The 18,157-nt window shown below is 72.3% G+C and carries 12 protein-coding genes and 3 pseudogenes; 6 read left to right on the forward strand and 9 right to left on the reverse strand.

Annotation, left to right across the window (positions count from 1 at the left end; all coding sequences use genetic code 11):
* Positions 1–22: 22 nt before the first annotated feature.
* Positions 23–1,780 carry an MFS transporter gene (locus ACIA73_RS15500; RefSeq protein ID WP_399438977.1) on the reverse strand — a complete coding sequence of 586 codons (1,758 nt, stop codon included), beginning with the start codon at positions 1,778–1,780 and terminating at the stop codon, positions 23–25.
* Between the two features lie 469 nt (positions 1,781–2,249).
* Here ACIA73_RS15500 and ACIA73_RS15505 point away from each other — a divergent pair, with 469 nt between their 5' ends.
* Entirely contained in the window at positions 2,250–3,278 is a 1,029-nt protein-coding gene (locus tag ACIA73_RS15505) for a phosphatase PAP2 family protein (RefSeq protein WP_399438978.1), read from the forward strand.
* A 159-nt stretch (positions 3,279–3,437) separates the two neighbouring features.
* Here ACIA73_RS15505 and ACIA73_RS15510 read toward each other — a convergent pair whose 3' ends face one another.
* Positions 3,438–3,653: an I78 family peptidase inhibitor gene (locus ACIA73_RS15510; RefSeq protein WP_399438979.1), complete on the reverse strand. Its 216-nt coding sequence runs from the start codon at positions 3,651–3,653 to the stop codon at positions 3,438–3,440.
* A gap of 385 nt (positions 3,654–4,038) precedes the next feature.
* On the opposite strand from ACIA73_RS15510, the pseudogene ctaD reads away from it, so the two are divergent.
* Positions 4,039–5,706, forward strand: a pseudogene (ctaD, locus tag ACIA73_RS15515) (cytochrome c oxidase subunit I); the annotation flags it as partial.
* Here the strand turns inward: ctaD and ACIA73_RS15520 are convergent.
* From ACIA73_RS15520 to ACIA73_RS15540, 5 genes are all read right to left on the reverse strand, one after another.
* The gene (locus ACIA73_RS15520) at positions 5,615–6,673 is read right to left on the reverse strand and encodes a helix-turn-helix transcriptional regulator (RefSeq protein ID WP_399438980.1); all 1,059 of its coding nucleotides are present in this window, start codon (positions 6,671–6,673) and stop codon (positions 5,615–5,617) included. The pseudogene ctaD and the gene ACIA73_RS15520 overlap by 92 nt on opposite strands.
* A 70-nt stretch (positions 6,674–6,743) precedes the next feature.
* Positions 6,744–7,583, reverse strand: coding sequence for a transferase (locus tag ACIA73_RS15525; protein ID WP_399438981.1), 840 nt, complete (start codon positions 7,581–7,583; stop codon positions 6,744–6,746).
* Positions 7,580–8,851, reverse strand: coding sequence for a glycosyltransferase family 4 protein (locus ACIA73_RS15530; RefSeq protein WP_399438983.1), 1,272 nt, complete (start codon positions 8,849–8,851; stop codon positions 7,580–7,582). The genes ACIA73_RS15525 and ACIA73_RS15530 overlap by 4 nt, the downstream gene beginning before the upstream one ends.
* 152 nt (positions 8,852–9,003) lie before the next feature.
* The gene (locus ACIA73_RS15535) at positions 9,004–10,350 is read right to left on the reverse strand and encodes an ABC transporter substrate-binding protein (protein WP_399438984.1); all 1,347 of its coding nucleotides are present in this window, start codon (positions 10,348–10,350) and stop codon (positions 9,004–9,006) included.
* Positions 10,328–10,918 carry a hypothetical protein gene (locus ACIA73_RS15540; RefSeq protein ID WP_399438985.1) on the reverse strand — a complete coding sequence of 197 codons (591 nt, stop codon included), beginning with the start codon at positions 10,916–10,918 and terminating at the stop codon, positions 10,328–10,330. Before ACIA73_RS15540 ends, ACIA73_RS15535 begins: the two co-directional genes overlap by 23 nt.
* A 78-nt stretch (positions 10,919–10,996) precedes the next feature.
* Here ACIA73_RS15540 and ACIA73_RS15545 point away from each other — a divergent pair.
* The 3 genes and pseudogenes from ACIA73_RS15545 to ACIA73_RS15555 form a co-directional block, all read left to right on the forward strand.
* Positions 10,997–11,428 (forward strand): annotated as a pseudogene (locus ACIA73_RS15545) (hypothetical protein); the annotation flags it as partial.
* Between the two features lie 145 nt (positions 11,429–11,573).
* Positions 11,574–14,600, forward strand: a complete 3,027-nt coding sequence (locus tag ACIA73_RS15550; RefSeq protein WP_399438986.1) for an ATP-binding cassette domain-containing protein — start codon at positions 11,574–11,576, stop codon at positions 14,598–14,600.
* Positions 14,597–15,397: an ATP-binding cassette domain-containing protein gene (locus ACIA73_RS15555; RefSeq protein ID WP_399438987.1), complete on the forward strand. Its 801-nt coding sequence runs from the start codon at positions 14,597–14,599 to the stop codon at positions 15,395–15,397. The genes ACIA73_RS15550 and ACIA73_RS15555 overlap by 4 nt, the downstream gene beginning before the upstream one ends.
* Before the next feature lie 52 nt (positions 15,398–15,449).
* On the opposite strand, the pseudogene ACIA73_RS15560 reads toward ACIA73_RS15555, so the two are convergent.
* A pseudogene (locus tag ACIA73_RS15560) lies at positions 15,450–16,013 on the reverse strand (transglycosylase family protein); the annotation flags it as partial.
* Between the two features lie 145 nt (positions 16,014–16,158).
* Positions 16,159–16,839: a transglycosylase family protein gene (locus ACIA73_RS15565; protein ID WP_399438988.1), complete on the reverse strand. Its 681-nt coding sequence runs from the start codon at positions 16,837–16,839 to the stop codon at positions 16,159–16,161.
* 519 nt (positions 16,840–17,358) lie between these two features.
* Here ACIA73_RS15565 and ACIA73_RS15570 point away from each other — a divergent pair.
* Entirely contained in the window at positions 17,359–18,135 is a 777-nt protein-coding gene (locus ACIA73_RS15570; RefSeq protein ID WP_399438989.1) for a hypothetical protein, read from the forward strand.
* Positions 18,136–18,157: the final 22 nt, after the last annotated feature.

Genomic DNA, 18,157 nt, shown 5'->3' on the forward strand with positions numbered 1-18,157 from the left:
CGCGCTCGGCGGCCCGGCGGGCTCAGGCCCGGGAGCCGCGGTCCAGGCCCGCCGACGCCTCGGCGCGCTCGCGGTGTGCGGGCGGGTGCGCCTGTGTGCCGCTCTTCTTGAGCGCCGCGGATTCCTGGTCCGGCTTGCGGGGCGCGGGGGCCTTGCGACCCGAGTCCCCCTCGTCCTCGGGGCCCGCCGCGTCCCCGGCGGGCGAGTCCTCCCCGGGCGTCGAGGTGTCCATGTGGCGCGGCAGCTTCAGCGCGGCCACGGCGCCGATGAGCAGCAGGCCGGCACTGGTCAGCAGGGTCACGTGCAGTCCGTGCACGAAGGCGACCCGGGCGGCGGCGCGCAGGGCCGCGCCCGCCTGGCCGCCGAGTTCCCTGGCGACCTCGTAGGCCTCGCCGAGCGAGTTGGAGGCCGCGGCGCTGTGCAGCCGGGAGACGCCTTCGACGTTCTTGAGGCCGGGGCCGTACGCCGCGTTCATCACGCTGCCCAGGAGCGCGATGCCCATGCCGGCGCCGAGCTGGTAGGCGGTCTCGCCGATGGCCGCGGCGCCGCCCGCCGCGTCCGCCGGGGCTTCGCTGAGCATGGATTCGTAACTGCCGAAGAGGGTGGCCTGGAGGCCGAAGCCGAGCAGGACGAAGCCGAAGGCGAGCAGGCCCGGGTTGTCCTCCTGGCCCATCATCGTCAGCAGCGTGACGGAGGCCGCGGTGAGCGTGAAGCCGAAGGCGACCATGGCGCGCGGGCCGACTCTTTGCAGGACGTACGAGCCGAGCGCGCCCGCCACCATCGCGGCGAAGGTCAGCGGCAGCAGTCGCATGCCGGTTTCCAGCGGGGTGAGGTCGAGGACCAGCTGGAGGTACTGGACGGCGATCAGTTCCAGGCCGACCAGCGCCAGCATGCCGAGCACGATGCAGCCCACCGAGGTGGTGAACGCGGCCCGGGAGAACAGCTTCATGTCGATCAGCGGATGCTCGCGGCGCTTCTGCCTGCGCACGAAGAGCACCAGCAGCACCAGGCCGACCAGCAGCGGGCCCAGCGTGAGGGCGGACAGCGCGGGATCGCCGCTGCCGGCCCGCTTGACCCCGTACACCACACCGAGCACGCCGGCGGAGGCCATCAGCGCGCCGACCACGTCCCACGGGCCCTGGCCGCTGCCGCGCGATTCGGGCAGCAGCAGCCGGCCGAGCGGGAGGATCACGATCATCAGCGGGATGTTGATCAGGAAGACGGAGCCCCACCAGTAGTGCTCGACCAGGAAGCCGCCGACCACCGGGCCCGCGGCGGCGCCGATTCCGGTGACCGCGGACCAGATGCCGATGGCCATCGAGCGCTCGCGCCGGTCGGGGAAGACCGCGCGGAGGATGGAGAGCGTGGCAGGCATGATCATCGCGCCGCCGACGCCGAGCAGGGCGCGGGCCGCGATCAGGACCTGCGGGGTGTCGGCGAGCGCTGCCGCGGCGGAGGCGATGCCGAACAGCGCGTAACCGAGCAGCAGGATCCTGCGGCGGCCGACCCGGTCACCGAGCGTGCCGAAGAGGATCAGCAGCGAGGCACAGATGAGGGGGTAGGAGTCGACGATCCAGAGCAGTTCCACCGAGCCGGGGCGCAGGTCCTCGGTGACCGAGGGGACCGCGATGTGCAGGATCGTCGAGTCGAGCGCGACGAGCGTGAGACTCGCACAGAGGAGCGCGAGGACGACCCAGCGGTTCGCCCCGCGACCTGTGAGGAGCCCTCGCCAGGGACCTCCCGCAGTCGACTCATTGCCGGCCGTGGCTGTCCCTGCCATGTACACAACCTCCCAGTGAAATCCTCGCGCTCGGTAGGCCCTTGGACACGTATGTGAGTCATACGTCCTGGTGGGCCCGGCATCGACGGGCGAGTGAGCCGTCAGCGTACGCGAGTTCACCCCCAGGGCGCGTGCCCCATCTCTCACCGGATCGCCCGAGCCGGTGTGGCGTGCACCACGCGGGACCACGCAGGACGCGGCGTGCCCGGTTCCCGGCAGGGGCGCCTCCGGGCTCCGGGTCCGGCGGGCCGCCGGGAGGCAAACACCGATTAACGGACCCGTTCATTGAAATGCAGCGGATTGGAGAAGCGCCGCGGGAGTGGGCCGCATTGAATAGGGCACAAGGTCCCCAGCATTTCCGGAACGCCCGGGAATAACCACTACGGTGAGACACACTCCACATCACATGGTCATCACAAAGAGGCCGTACCGGTCGGGGCCGTCACTCACCCGCTGTAATGTCGATTGGGTGCGTATCGACCGAATCTTTGCCCGGCTGGACCGGGAACCGGAGCCGCCGAAGATAGAGATCCCCGGCATGAGCCGGACCCGTCAGGTTCTCTTCGGCTCGACGGTGGCGTTCTACCTCGCCATCGTCTGGGCCGTCCTGGTCTCGTCCTGGCTCGTCCTGCTCGACTGGAAGGTGATGCTCTTCCGGGCGTACGAGCAGTGGCCCGAGCTGCATGCCTTCCTCGACTACTTCGTGGTGCTCGGCCAGCGCGGACCGACCGCGGTGATGGTCGCGGCCTGGCTGGGCTGGCGCTCCTGGCGTCAGCACACCCTGCGCCCGCTGCTCGCCCTGGCCGCGGCGCTGCTGCTGCTGAATCTGACGGTGGGCGCGGTGAAGATCGGCCTGGGCCGTCTCGGCCCGCACTACGCGACCCAGATCGGCTCCGCCGAGCTCTACGCGGGCGGCGATATATTCCCCTCCGGACACACCGCCAACGCGGTCGTGACCTGGGGCATCCTCGCCTATCTGGCGACCACCCCGCGGGCCAGACGCTGGCTGTCGGTACTTTCCGCGGTGGTCGCGCTGGGTGTCGGCGCGACCACGGTCTATCTGGGGACGCACTGGCTGAGCGATGTGCTGCTCGGCTGGGCCGCGGGTCTGCTGATCCTGCTCGCACTGCCCTGGTTCGAGCCGCTGATCGCCCGGGCGGAGGCCTTCGTCTTCGCGGTCCGCGAGCGGTGGCGTGCACGCGGGGCCTACGTCCCCGCCGCGTCCGGAGCAGGGGTGCCGGCCGGCGCCTCCACGGTCATTCCCTCGATACGTACGACCGCGGGCGAGGGCGCTCCGGCGCGCGGCACCGTGAGCACGGGCGGCGGCCGGTACTCCGGCACCCGCACCGCACACCAGGCGACCCTCCAGTCCGCGTCCCCGCTCCAGGCCCGCCCGCACGCGGTGCGCTCGGAGCGCGCTCCGGCCACTCCGGCGGGCAGCAGGCGCCCCCCGCAGCCGCGCGGCGGCGGCGCGCACTCGCCCCAGGCGGCGCGCTGACCCCTGCCCCGGGGCGCACGGGCGCCGATACGCACAGCGAGGGCCCGGCCCACTCCTCAAGGAGTGGGCCGGGCCCTCGTCGTATCCCTGCAAGCGACCGCGAAGGCGTTCGCGGAGGCGTCCGGTGCCCTCGCGAAGGCGCCTCGGGCGCCCCTGGACTCAGCCGATCCAGCAGCGGGTGACGGTGTCGTCCTTGGCCTCGAAGTTGAGCCGGCCCTGCATGAATTCCATGGTGATGATGGCGCCGGGCGGGAGTGTCCTGACGGTCTGCCAGCCGTGTGCGGTGGCCGTGCGCTCGGCCTCGGCGGCGGGCAGGCCGACATAGCGCTCGGGGTTGTCGGCGGGCTGGGCGGGAGGTGTCGGTAGAGGTGCCATAGGAGCCACCGTAGGCGCCAGATACCTTCCCGGTCACGCTTGTGTCACAAGATCACGACAACCGTTTGCCGATCTCCCTTTCACTCGATGGAGCGCTTCCTTTGCCGGTAAATGCCGTTTCCCGTACGGCATTTATCAAACTCGCACGACGATCCGAATTAACTTCGCCGTTTTCCGCACAAGCTCCGCACACCTGTCCGGCACCGCTCGGCAAACAATGCGTACGGCTCATTCGGAATTCTCAATTCCGCCACAACTCGGCACTCCCGTCGCGGACAAAGCCCCCTCGCACGCACATCCGGTTCCGTACGCCCTCTGTTGGATCGGGGGTCCTCGCGCGCATCATGTGTCAGTTGGCCCGGGGCGCGGACTGCGAGGGGGCACGATGGGCACACAGACCGTCGAGACGGCTGCCGCGGAGCCCGCGGCGGACCGCCGGCCGGGCCGGGTGGTCGTGGACTGGCTGACCACCACCGACCACAAGAAGATCGGGCATCTCTACCTGATCACGGCGTTCGGCTTCTTCCTGGTCGCCGGGCTGATGGCGCTGATGATGCGGGCCGAGCTGGCCAGGCCTGGCCTTCAGCTGATGACCAACAACGAGTTCAACCAGGCGTTCACCCTGCACGGCACGATCATGCTGCTGCTGTTCGCGACACCGACCTTCGCCGGCTTCGCCAACGAGATCATGCCGTTGCAGATCGGCTCGCCCGATGTGGCGTTCCCCCGGCTCAACATGCTCTCGTACTGGCTGTTCCTCTTCGGCGGGCTGATCGTGCTCGGCTCGCTGATCGTGCCGGGCGGCCCGGCGAACTTCGGCTGGTTCGCGTACGCGCCACTGAACAGCATGGTCCGCTCCCCCGGCATCGGCGCCGACCTGTGGATCATGGGGCTCGCCCTCTCCGGCTTCGGCACGATCCTCGGCGCGGTGAACTTCCTGACCACCATCATCGGGATGCGCGCGCCCGGGATGACGATGTTCCGGATGCCCATCTTCACGTGGAATGTGCTGTTCACGTCGATTCTGGTGCTGGTCGCGTTCCCGGTGCTCGCGGCGGCGCTGCTGGTCCTGGAGGCGGACCGGCGCTTCGGGTCGATGGTCTTCGAGGCCCAGTGGGGAGGTGCGCTGCTGTGGCAGCACCTCTTCTGGTTCTTCGGGCATCCGGAGGTCTACATCATCGCGCTGCCGTTCTTCGGCATCGTCACCGAGATCATCCCGGTGTTCTCCCGGAAGCCGGTCTTCGGGTACGTGATGCTGATCGGCGCCACCATGGCCATCACCGGGCTCTCGCTGGTGGTGTGGGCGCACCACATGTTCGCGACGGGGGCGGTGCTGCTGCCGTTCTTCTCGTTCATGTCGTTCCTGATCGCGGTGCCGACCGGAGTGAAGTTCTTCAACTGGACCGGCACCATGCTCAAGGGCTCGCTGTCCTTCGAGACGCCGATGCTGTGGTCGGTGGGGTTCCTGGTGAGCTTCCTGTTCGGCGGGCTGACCGGGGTGCTGCTGGCCTCGCCGCCGCTGGACTTCCATGTCTCCGACTCGTACTTCGTGGTCGCGCACTTCCACTACGTGGTGTTCGGGACGGTCGTCTTCGCGACCTTCGCCGGGTTCTTCTTCTGGTGGCCGAAGTTCACCGGCAAGATGCTGGACGAGCGGCTGGGGAAGATCCAGTTCTGGACGCTCTTCGTGGGCTTCCACCTGACGTTCCTGGTGCAGCACTGGCTGGGTGCGCAGGGGATGCCCCGCCGGGTCGCCGACTATCTGGCGGCCGACGGGTTCACCCTGCTCAACATGCTCTCCTCGATCGGCGCCTTCCTGCTGGGCCTGTCGATGCTGCCGTTCTTCTACAACGTCTGGAAGACGGCCAAGTACGGCAGGAAGGTCGACATGGACGACCCGTGGGGCTACGGGCGTTCGCTGGAGTGGGCGACCTCCTGCCCGCCGCCCCGGCACAACTTCGTCACCCTGCCGAAGATCCGTTCCGAGTCTCCGGCCTTCGATCTGCGCCACCCGGAGATCGCGGCGCTCCAGCAGGCGTCCCAGGTCGAGCCGGCTCCGCTCGATCCAGAGCGCGTCCGAGGAGATCACGGGCCGACCTGATCCGCTCGTTCAGCTCCGGCGGCTCCACCACCTCGAACTCCACGCCCATCAGCAGCACGTGAATGACCATCACGTCCGGGCTGGTCGCCCCGGTGCGCAGCAGACAGCTGTGCTCACTCTCCGCCTCCAGTACGCCGTCGCTGGGGCCGACCACCTCGCGCGCCCGCTCCAGCGGTACGTGCAGGCGCAGTACGGCAGTCGAGGCGTACGCCGCCGTGGAGACACCCTTGGAGACATAGGCGGCCAGGTCCTCGGCCGGCGCCTCACGGGGTGTGAAGCGCGGCCCGTGCGGGGGCCTGGGGGTGATCCGGTCGGCCCGGAACGTACGCCAGCCGGCCCGGTCGAGGTCCCAGGCGACCAGGTACCAGCGGCGCTCGGTGCACACCAGGCGGTGCGGTTCGACGGTGCGGCGGGTGGCGTTGCCCGCGTGGTCGCGGTACTCGAAGCGCAGACGTTCGGTGTCGCGGCAGGCGGTGGCGAGTTCGGTCAGTACGCCGGGGTCGACGGCGCCGCCCCGGCGGCCGTGCAGCATCGGGACGGTGAACGCGTTGAGGGCGCCGACCCGGCGGCGCAACCGGTCCGGAAGCACCTGTTCCAGTTTGGTGAGGGCGCGGACCGAGGTCTCGCCGATGCCCTCGATGCCCTGCCCCGCGGCGCTGCGCAGCCCCACCGCGACCGCCACCGCCTCGTCGTCGTCGAGCAGCAGCGGCGGCAACTGGGCACCCACGCCCAACTGGTAGCCGCCACCCGTGCCGGGGCTGGCGTGCACGGGATAGCCCAGCTCACGCAGCCGGTCCACGTCGCGCCGCACGGTGCGCGGGGTGACGCCGAGGCGGCCCGCAAGATCGGGTCCGGTCCATTCGCGGTGTGCCTGGAGCAGCGAGAGCAGACGCAGCAGCCGGGCCGAGGTCTCCAACATGCGGCGAGTCTGCCAGCCCTTGCGGACAGCTACCGTCCGCGAGTGCGCGCGCGCACGTGCCCCTGCGCGCTCAGGGGGTGCTGACCTGCACCGTGAGGTCGTTGTCGAGCGTGTAGTACGGGAAGGCGACGGTCTTGCCGTCCTCGCCGACCGGCAGCACCGGGTACTTGAAGACGGGCTGTTTGTCCGCGACGTCGTCGAGCAGCCGGGCCACCCGTATCGCGGGCACCCCGGTGCGGGGCGTCAGCCACAGGTCCCAGGCGCGGCCCGCGCCGTCCCGGCCCTCGGCGAGCGGTGCGTAGGGCAGGGTGAAGGCGAAGGAGTGCTCCTCGCCGGTGACGGGTTCGCGGTGGATCCGGCCGCCGTCACCACGCAGGCGTGCCTCGATGAAGGCGTCACCGTCGAGCTCCACGCCGTACAGCAGTCCCTCAACGGTCATGTCGGTGCCGTCGGCGGCGAAGGTGATGTCGCCGGCCTCGGCGTGCGGGGCGCGCCGCCAGCTGCGGACGGCGAGGCTGCCGTCCGCGGTGGCGTACGGGATGCGGACGGCGACCGCCTCGGTGCGCGGGTCGGGGGTGCGGTCGACCAGGGCGCGCAGGTCACGGATGCCGGGCCGGACGGTGAGGTCGGCGCCCCCCGCCCCGTACACATGCGCCTCCCAGCGTCCCTCCGGCAGGTCGACGGTGCTGGGCAGCACGGCGCGCAGCCGCCCCTGCGAGACCGGGGTGAGCGGCAGTCGCACGTCGTCACCCCGGCCCTTGCGGCGCAGCACCAGTGCGGCGTCGGGTGCCGCCGCCACCGCCACGTCGAAGGTGACTCCGCCCGCGGAGTCCGCGGTGCAGTCGGCGCGCGGCACCGCCGGGGCGCCGTCCTCGGCCTCGGCGGGCCGGGAGGAGGGTGAGGTGGTCATGCGGTACGCCCTTTCCGGAGCGTGGAGAGGACCTTGCGGCGCAGGGTGGAGGCTTCGTCGATGAGCAGTTGCGGCGCGCGGTGGAGAGTGTCCCGCAGGGGGCTGTGGGTACGGCTGTTGGTGCCGCGGGAGACCAGGTCGGCGTAGAGCGCGGCGTGCTTGTCGGCGATCGCCCCGGGGTCGAAGCGCGCGGAGTTCGCCAAGGCTGCGCGGCCCATCCGACCGCGCAGCCCGTCGTCGTTGATGAGGTCGAGCAGGGCGCGGGCGACGGCGTCCGCGTCGCCCATCGGGACCAGCCTGCCGTCGACGCCGTCGCTGATGATCTCGCGGGGTCCGTGCGGGCAGTCGGTGGAGACGACGGGCACCCCGCAGCGCATGGCCTCGACGATGGTCATGCCGAAGGCTTCGAGGTCGGAGGTGACGGCGGCGATGGACCCCTTGGGCCATTCCGCTTCGAGGGGGTCGGCGATGCCCATCAGCAGGACGTGGTTGTGCAGCCGCAGCTCGTTGATGAGGGCGCGCAGGGCGGGGGCGCTCTCGCCGCCGCCGTAGATCCGCAGCTTCCAGTCGGGGCGGGCGGCGACGACCTGGGCGAAGGCGCGGACCAGCAGGTCGTAGCGCTTGCCGGGGGCGAGCCTGCCCGCGGCGACGACCCACTTGCTGCTCCCGTCGGCCGGTGGGAGCTTCGCCGCCGGGATGCTGTTGGCCATGGCCTCGATGCGTACGCCGGGGAGCTTCAGCCCGCTGCGGTAGGCGCGGGCGTCGGCCTCGGTGACGGTGGTGATCGCGTCCAGCAGGGCGTACCGATAGCGCAGTTCGCGGCGCAGCCGGAAGCGGTGGCTGTCCAGGGTGAGGTGCTCCTGGCCGATCCGTACGGTGTCGGGCCTGGCCTGGCGGGCGATGTGCACATTGAGGCCCGGCCGGGTGCCGACGACCACATCGGCCTTGAGGTCCCGCAGATGGGCACCGATCCGCTGGTCGGTGAGCCGGCTGTACTGGTGGTGGCGGCTCTCCCCGGCGGGGAAGATCCTGGCGGGCCTGGAGTGGTCGGGGAGGTCGCCGTCGTAGCCGGCGTGCTGCTTGCGGAGGTCGACGAGGTGGCTGATGCGGACACCGGGCGGAGGGCTCATCGAGGGCTCGTCGCTGTGCCGGAAGACGGAGGTGATCTCCACGTCGTGGTGCTCGGCCAGGGTCTGGGCGAGGTTGAACGTGGTGCGGATCGTCCCGCCGACGGCGTACGCGTTGTGGAGCAGAAAAGAGATGTGCATTCGCCGGTGAGTCCCCCTGGTCGTAGGTCCTGTCCAGACAGGGCCTGGGCGGCCCGATCCGGGCATCCGCCGTCGTTCCTTCGCACAATGACTCTACTTGTCCGTTCGGGGGTGCGGGTGGGGCGCAGGGCTTTGGTGCACCTCCGTGGGGGTCACGGCCGGTAGGGCAGTTGCGGGACGGTGAAGCAGGTGCGATCCATCTCACCCTGGGCCACCCATCCGGTGCCGTCCTGCCAGCGGGCCACCGAGAGGCAGGTACGGCGCTCCCCGGGCGGGTCGGCGGTCGGGGCGTACTGGACGGGGAGCAGCAGGCCGCGTGCGGTGTAGGGCTCCTTCCGGTTGAGGAAGCGCTCGACACATGCGCGGGTGACGCCTTCGCGGCTGACGCCCTCGCCGGTGCAGGACTGTGCGGCGTCGTCGAACCACATCGCGGCCGCCCACCCTTCGAGCTGCCACTGGGAGAGCGCGTTCTCGTTGCCGCCCGCGCGCCGGAGGCTGCCCTGCACGGCGGTGCGGAACTCCCGCACCCGCGGATGGTCCTTGTCGTCGAAGTTGTGGCTGCCGCCGGTCACCCACAGGGCGTTGCGGCAGCGCGGGGAGTCTTCGTAGTCCTCGGTGACGGTCGACGACCAGTTCTGGACGTTGGTGACCTTGGCGGTGACCTCGGCGCCGACGGCGTCCATCGCCTTGCACAGCTGGGCGTTGCCGTGCGTGTCCAGGGCGTCGAAGACCAGGTCGGCGTCCCGCTCCTTCAGATCGGCGGCCACCGCGCGGAAGTTGGGCAGCGCGAAGTCGACCTGTTCCTCGACCACGGTGTACCCCTCGGCGCGCAGGCCCTGAACGGTGATCCGGGCGTAGGAGGCGGAGGAGGACTGGTTGTAGGAGACCACGGCGGCGGTGCGGGCGCCGTGCTCGCGCTTGAAGTAGCGGTAGACCTCGGTGCCGCCGTAGAGGGTGCCGTTCCAGCCGGGCCTTCCGCCGGCGCCGGTGCGGGGGGCGAGGCTGCCGTAGATGCCGTAGAGGTGGGGGTAGGTGTCGTACGCGGTGCCGATGGGCTGGCCGCCGATGTCGGGGACACCGGCCCGGGACACCAGGGGGGCGCCCGCGTAGTCGAGTGCGGTGGTGGCGACCAGGGCCAGCACCCCCTTCTCGTCGATGAGTTGGTGCACGCACTCGTTGTTCCCGATGCCGCTGCCGCCGTCGTCGCAGGTCTCCACCTCGATCCGGCGGCCGTCGATGCCGCCCCGGGCGTTGAGCGCGTCGAAGTAGGCGCGGGCGCCCTCGCCGGGGCCGGTGAAGGCGTCGCCGCCGATGGGGCTGGTGGCGCTGGCGATGATGCCGATACGGAGCGGGGGTGCGGCGGCGCGGGAGGCGGTGGGCGGGGGCTGCTCGAAGTCGCTCTCGGGGACGCGGCTGCCGCAGGCGGTGGCGCAGAGGCTCAGCAGGGCCGCGTACAGCAGCAGTCGGACGGGCCGGTCAGCAGCCCGGGGCCGCGGCATTGCCACTCAGCTTGACCAGGGCGCACAGGGTTTTCACGGAGACCTTCCACCTGCTGTCCTGGAGGACGGCGGTGCCCTTGGAATTCGGCAGCACCGGGACCTCGTTCAGCAGGAGGTCGTACGTCACGGTCGCCTGCGTCGCGGAGTTGAAGCGCACATTGGTGACCCGTGCGGAGGTCTGGCCGCCGCGCTGGTCGCCGTTGAAGGCCTTGAGTACGGGCTGCATGGTGACCCCGTTCTCCAGGACGTTCGCCTTCTCGTCGAGGGTGAGCCGGGGGTTGAAGAAGGCGGCCCAGTTGTCCTCGACCTGACGCTTGGCCGCCACCACGTCGGCGGGGCCGCTGGCGGACGCGGAGTCGGAGGGCTGGGGGTCGATGCCGCCGCCCGGCGCCGCACTCGCGCTGGTGGGCGTTGACCCGGGTGGCGGTGGATCGTCACTCCCGCCACACGCGGTGCCACCCGCACCGAGGACCAGCACTGCCGCGGAGGTCCACGCCGCAACCCTCGCACCACTCCGGGGATTCCTGCCGACGAGCATCCTGCCCACCACCTTCAGGGTCGGTCCCACACAGGGCATAGTGCAAGGAATCGTCCGCGTTGGACAGGGGTCGGCAGGTTGCGGGCAGGTCTCGGGCTGGGGGACGCGATGCGCAGAGCACCGTACGGGTGGATCGCACTGGCCACGGTCGCCTGTGGCGCGGTGCTGTGTGTACTGGGCTGGTACGGGGTCTCCGGCGAACGGTTCACCGCCCGCCAGGTCCCCTACCTGGCGTCCTGCACGCTGCCGGGGGCGGCACTGATCGTGGCGGGTGCGGTACTGCTGGCGGGGCGGGGGCGGGACGGCGGATGGCGGGACGGCGGATGGACGGACCGCGGGTGGCTGGACGCCGAACCGCCCTTCGCCGAGGCGGAGGAGGCCGGCCACCGGCTCCCCTCCTCCGACGGGCCGCTGCTCCGACTCCCCGGCGGGACGCTGGCCCATCGCCCGGACTGCCCGCTGGTACTCGGCAAGGCGGAGGCCGAACCGGCCCCAGACGTAAGGGACTTGGCACCTTGCCCGGTGTGCGAGCCCACGGACGTACCGGTAGCACCGCACGTACCGGCGGCACCGCACGTACCGGAAGAACCCTGCGTACCGGCAGCACCCCACGTACCGGAGGAACCCCCGGCTCCGCCGTCGCGGTACGGCCCCGGCCCCGCCCCCACCTCCGGGGGCTGACCCGGTGTCCTCGCTGACGTACGACCTCACCCTGGCCGGTCTCGCGATCGGGAGCGCGGCCGCCCTGTCCGGCATCGGGCTGGTCGTCACGCACCGCGCGACCGGGGTGCTGAACCTCGGGCACGGTGCGGTCGCGATGCTCTGCGCGTATGTGCTGCGGCAGCTGGCGGTGGAGTGGGGGTGGCCGCTGCCGGTGGCCGCGGCCGTCACCCTGCTCCTGGTGGCGCCCGCGCTCGGGCTGCTCCTGGACCGTGCGGTGTTCCGCCCGCTCTCGCTGCTCGGCGCGGATCCGGCGCGCACGCTGGTGGCGTCGATCGGGGTGTTCGTGCTGCTGGTCGGCGGGGCGGCGATGGTGTGGGGCGAGGGGGCGAGGGCGGACGCACCCGAACTCTTCGGCGACTCCCCCTGGCCGCCGCTCGCCGCCGTCCTGCTGCTCGCCGCGCTCGTCGGCCTCGTCACCCGCCGCACCCGCCTCGGCCGGGAGCTGCGCGCGGTGGTCGACAACCGCCGTCTCGCCGTCCTGGGCGGTATCGACGCGGACCGGGTGGCGGCGGTGGGCTGGGCGTTCGGCACCTTCACGGCGGGCCTCACCGGGGTACTGCTCGCCCCTTACGTACGACTCGACCCGTACGGTCTGCCGCTGCTGGTGGTGGAGGTCATCGCGGTGGCCGCCCTGGCCCGGATGCGCAGCCTCCCCCTCGCCATCGCCGCCGCCCTCCTGCTGGGCGTCGCCCAGGCCCAGTTGACCCGCCTGCACCCGACGGGCTGGGCCGGCCCCCTCGTCCAGTCGCTGGGCGCCAACCTCTTCGTGGTGGCACTGCTGGCCGCGGCACTCCTCTTCCCGGCTCCGGGACCGGCGGCACCCTCGGCGCCGGCCGAGCCGCCCCGGACCCGGAGCCCCGGCGGCCTTGGGCGTTCCGCCCGGGCGGTGGGGGCGCGGGCCGGAGGTCCGGGGGCCCGGGAAGGCGCGGGAGCTCCGGCTGCGGCACGGGAGGGCGCGGGAACCCGGCCCCTCCCACGAGGAGGCACCGGAGCCCAGCCGGCCCCACGAGAAGGCGCCGGATCTCAGCCCGCTCCGCAGAAGGGCGCCGGAACCCCGTCGTGGAGCCGGCCCGTCGCCCCGGCAGCCGTCCAGGTGCGAACCCGGGCTGCTCGCCGGCCCCTGGGGCCGCCCCGCTCACGGTCGGCTTCCGGGCGGCCGGCCGGCTCGGTGGGGAACGCTCCTGCGGTACGCCCGGCCGGTGACGACCGGGGCCGCCCGGGTCCGACCCCGCCGTCCGCACGACTGCGAGCCGCCCTGGCCGCCGGACTCCCCGCTCTCCGTCCCCTGCCGGTACGGCTCCGTGAAGCACTGGCCGCTCCCCGCCCCCTCCCCCTCATCGCCGCAGTCCTCTTCCTCCTGCCGCTCGGCCTGGCCGGGGACGACCTGCGGATCGCGCTCCAGGTGCCCGCGCTCGCGGTGATCCTGCTGTCCCTGGTCGTGGTGAGCGGCCGGAGCGGGCAGATTTCGCTGGGGCAGGCGGCGTACGCCGGTCTGGGCGCGCTGCTGACCGCCGTCCTCGCGGACCGGGGGCTGCCGCAGCTCCCCGCCCTGGCCGTCGCCGTGGCCCTCACCGCGCCGCTCGGGCTGCTCACGGGGTGGCCCGCGATCCGGCGGCACGGGCTGGCGCTGGCGCTGACGACGCTCGCCTTCGGGGTGGCGGTGAGCCGCTTCGTGCTCGACCAGCCGTACGCCACCGCCGGTCTCACCGTGTCCCGCCCTGCGGGCTTCACCTCCGACCGGGCGTACTACGCACTGGAGTTGACTCTGCTCCTGGCCTGCCTGTTGCTGGTCGCACAGCTTCGCAGAGGACGCTCCGGCCGGGCGCTGGCCGCCCTGCGCGACCACGAGGAGGGGGCCTCGGCGGCGGGTGTGCGGGTGCCCTCGCTCAAGGTGCTGGCCTTCGTCGCGGGGGCCGCGCTGGCGGCACTGGGCGGTGGGCTCCTCTCGATGTCCGTGCGGGCCTTCGACCCCACGGCGTTCGACCCGGTGCGCGGCCTGCTGTGGTTCGCCGCGGTGCTGGTCCTGGGCGCGGACAGCCTGCTGACCGCGTGCGTGGCGGCGGCCCTCCTGGTGGCCCTGGACGCGGGGACGACCACGGGCCTGGCGGCGGTACTGATCGGGTCGCTGGCCCTGTTACGGCCTGCGGTACGACGGCTGCGGGAGGCAGTCTTTCCGCCCCGGGCGCCAACTCCGCTGCCGGTAGCGGACGTTCGGGTGTCCACGCCGACTCCCGCAGAAGTGCACGGCACCCTGCCTCCCCGCCCGGCCTTCCACCCGCCCCGCCCCTCCACCGCACCCCCCGGCCGCACCCCCGGCCGGCCCACCGAGCCCCTCCGGGCATGCGGAGTGCGGCTGGCCTACGGCAACTTCACGGTGCTCGACGGCGTCGATCTCACCGTCCCGTACGGCCGCATCACTGCTCTCGTCGGAGCGAACGGTGCCGGAAAGAGCACCCTCTTCCACTGTCTGTGCGGGACGCTGCGGCCCGGTGCGGGGCGGGTCGAACTCGCAGGTGCGGACCTCACCCGTCGTTCCCCCCACGCGCGGACCCGGCTCGGGGTGGCCAGGACCTTCCAGCAGCTCGCCGTCTTCGGGTCGCTCACCGTCGAGGAGAACGTCCGGCTGGGGGCCGAGCAGGGGCACCGGCGCACGCGCGGCGGTGCCGCCGTCGAGCCCGTACTGCGGCTGCTCGCGCTGGACGGTGCGGTACGCCACCGGCCGACCGCCGGGCTGCCCACCGGCACCCTCCGCAGGGTCGAGCTGGCCCGGGCCCTCGCGGGCGGACCGCACACCCTGCTCCTGGACGAGCCGGCCGCCGGTCTGGACGCCGCCGAGACCGCCGCCCTCGCACGGGTGCTCGGCGCACTCGCCGCCGACGGCACCGCCGTACTCGTGGTGGAGCACGACCTCGATCTCGTCGCGGACATCGCCGACACCGTGCACACCATGGTGGCCGGGCAGCTCACGACAGGAGGGCCGGGCCGATGACCGTCGAGATCGAACTGCGCGCCGCCCACGTCCGGTACGGCCCCCTGGAGGCCCTGCACGGGATCGACCTCGCCGTCCCGGCCGCCGCACTCACCGTCCTCCTCGGGCGCAACGGCTCCGGCCGTACGTCCGTGCTGCGCGCCCTCGCGGGTACGGTCCCGCTCGGTGCGGGCCGGGTCCGGTGGCGGGGCGAGGACGTCACCCGGCTGCCCGCCCACGCCAGGGCCCGGCGCGGCCTGTGCTTCGTACCGGATCAGCAGGCGGTGTACCCGGGCCTGACGGTCACCGAGAACCTGACCCTCAACTCACCCACGGCAGAAGGCACTTCGGTCGCACTGGACGCGTACCCCGCCCTGCGCCCCCTGCTGTCCCGCCTCGCGGGCACCCTCTCCGGCGGCGAGCAGCGAATGCTCGCCGTGTCCCGCGCACTGTCGGCGGCCCCGGGCGCCGGGGTGATCCTGGTCGACGAGCCCACCCTGGGCATGTCCCCCGCCGTCGCGGCCCGTACGTACGCCCTGCTGGCCGCACTCAGCACGACGGCAGCCGTCGTCCTCGCGGAGCAACTGCTGCCGTCACTGCCCGCCCCCGGCCCGGTGTTCGTCCACGAACTGAGCCGGGGAACGGTCGTCTTCAGAGGCGAAGCGACAGAGCACTCACGGACTCGGCACCAGCCTGCTCGGACGACTCCGCCTCGGCCTGCTCGGACGGCTCCGCACCGGCCTGCCCCCACCGCTCCGCACCCGCCCCCTCCAGGGGCGTCACACCCGCCCGGCCCGGCCCCGAGCCCTTCGGGATGACCAGCCAGGTACCGACGTTGAGGCCGTCGGGGCGAGGCCCGATCATGTGCTTGTTGGCCTCGTAGAGGGCCTTCCAGCCGCCCTTGACCTTGTACTTGGCGGCGATCGACCCCAGCGTCTCGCCCGCCTTCACGATGTGGACGCGGCTCTCGCCGAGCCGGTACCTGCGGGAGCAGTCCGGCCAGGCACCCCACCCCTGGGTGGTCAGCACCTCCCGGGCAACCGAGATCTGGTCGGTGCGGCTGGCCAGGTCGGGCCGGGGGGCCTTGGCGAGGCCGCCGTGCTCCTCCCAGGTGGACTGCTGGAACTGGAGCCCGCCGTAGTAGTCGTTGCCGGTGTTGGTCGCCCAGTTGTTGTCGCTCTCGCACTCCGCGACGCAACTCCACGGCCACTGGCTCGCAGGGCACTTGTGGGGCCCGAAGCCCCTTGCGGACGGCGGTGGTTCGACGACGGGAGCGGCTGCGGCGGCGGTCGCGCCGCAGAGCGGGGAGAGGGCGAGCAGCGCGCCGAGTGCGGCACAGGACAGGAAACGGAATCGAGGCTTCAACACCTGCCCCACCCCACCACCGCCGGGCCCCCCGGCACGCGTGCCGCGCGGAACGCGGCCGGGCCCCACCCGGTCGGGCGACCGGGCGGGACCCTCGTGCTGGCGCGCCGCACCTCGTGGCGTGCGACGCGGGCGACGTCACCTCACGCCACCCGCGCACGCGCGCCGCTACTCGTGCCCGACCGCTCACGTACGACCGCTCACGTACGACCGGTCAGAGGTTCAGCCGCATCCCCGGAAGGATGAGGTCCGGATCGCCGCCCACGACGGCCCGGTTGGCGGCGTACAGCTTCTGCCAGCCGACCCGGTGGGCCTGTGCGATGCCCCCCAGGGTGTCCCCGCGCCGCACCACATAGCTGCCGCCGGCCGCCGGTGCACGGCCCGCACCCCGGTCGGCGCGCGGCATCACCCGGTCCGCCTTGGCCGGCTTGACCTGCTTGACCTGCTTGACCGGCTTGACCGGCTTGGGGGCGGGCCTGGCGGCCTTGCCCGATGCCGCGGGCGCGGACATCGCGGGGGCCACGCCCGCCGCACCCGCCCGGCGCGAGCAGCTGGGCCAGGCGCCCCAGCCCTGGGCGCGCTGGACCTTGGTGGCGACGGCGATCTGCTGGGCCTTGCTCGCGCGGTCGGCGGTGCGGGCGTACTTCCCACCGCCGTACGCACGCCAGGTGGAGCCGGCGAACTGGAGTCCGCCGTAGTAGCCGTTGCCGGTGTTGATGTGCCAGTTGCCACCGCTCTCGCAGCGCGCGATGCGGTCCCACACTCCACGGTCCGCCGCTGCGGCCGGCTGGCCGGTGGCGGCGATCAGGGCAAGCGGGGCCACCAGGGCGGCCCCGACGAACGCTGCGGTCTCACGACGACCGCCGCGGCGTATCGCACTGGAACATGCGGACATGGATTCCCTCTCGCAGGACCCGGACTCCCCCTGGGCGGGCAGGGCCGTTGACGCGTCCGGCGTCCCCGGCCCGATCCCGCCCCCGCCCGTCGACCCGGCGCACGAAGCTCACTGACTGCGCCTGTTCGAATCCGTCGTGGGCGTGTCCGAGCGGTGCTCGATGCACACGGCGGTGGAATCTATGAGCCGACTGCCCCCGCTTCAACCAATGCCGCGTCATTCCAGGCCAGTTACCTCTTACCTGAAGTAACAGCCAATTTCGGACACCCCTTTGTTCGCTCGATATCAGCATTTTTCGACCAGCCGGTCTCGCGATCTGTGACCCAGCTCACTACGCCAACTTCCGTGCACACAGCAGGCGTTGACAGGGAGTGAACGGTTCCGCCCGCCGGTTCACCGTCCGCGCCGGATGAGTCGATTCCGTTCCCCCTCGCGCGTGACCCCGGCCACAGATCACCCGTTGTCTTCTTGAAGCTCCGGGAATCGCCCGGCGCCCGCATCCAGTTCGAGGAGCCACCCGTGTCGCGCATGCTCGACGTCAGCGACGACGTCCGCGCCGAGATCGGCGACGTAGAAGCCGACCGGCTGCTCGCCGGCGAGAACGCCCCCGGCAGTTACGACTGCACCTCCTGCCGCACCCCCGGCGACTCGGGGTCGGAGGCCACCAGCACCGTCCTGTTCGTCGGCGACGAGACAGCCGTGCTCGCCTTCGCCCACGCCACCTGCATCCCCTCCCAGGTCGTCCCGGTCTCCGAGGAACAGCTCCAGGGCGCGGTCCGCTCCATCACCGCCGGTCAGGACGGTTCCGGTGGCCCCGGCGCGCCCGAGCAGGCCGTGCTCGGAGTGACCAGCGGCCTGGTCCTGATCGAGGGCGAGCTGCGGCCCGCGCTCGTGGTGGAGCCGACCGCGGCGATCGCCCGTCCCGGCGCGGACAACGGCGACGAGTTCCTGCCGCTGCTGATCGAGCAGGGCTTCCAGCCGGTCGCGGACCTCAAGTCGGTGCCCGCCGCACTGCCCGGCTGGTCGGTGCTGCTCGCCGCGGGCCAGCTGCACGCCGTACTGCAGCCGGGCGCGGCGGGCGCGGGGCCGGCCGCCTGGTGGCAGGCGCACCGTCCGCTCCAGGTCACCGACGGCTGGCGGGCCGCCGCCAACAAGTCGCAGAAGATCCTGGTGCTCGCCGCCCCGGTGGGCGTGATCGGCCAGCAGCCGCGCGAGGACCTGCTGCGCGGCGCCCTCGACAAGGCCGCGGCGAACGGCCTGCTGGTGGCCGCGACGATGCCGCTGGCCGGCACCTGAGGGGGCCGGCCCCACAGGCCCC

Source organism: Streptomyces sp. NPDC051561, assembly GCF_044454195.1.
Lineage (GTDB): Bacteria > Actinomycetota > Actinomycetes > Streptomycetales > Streptomycetaceae > Streptomyces.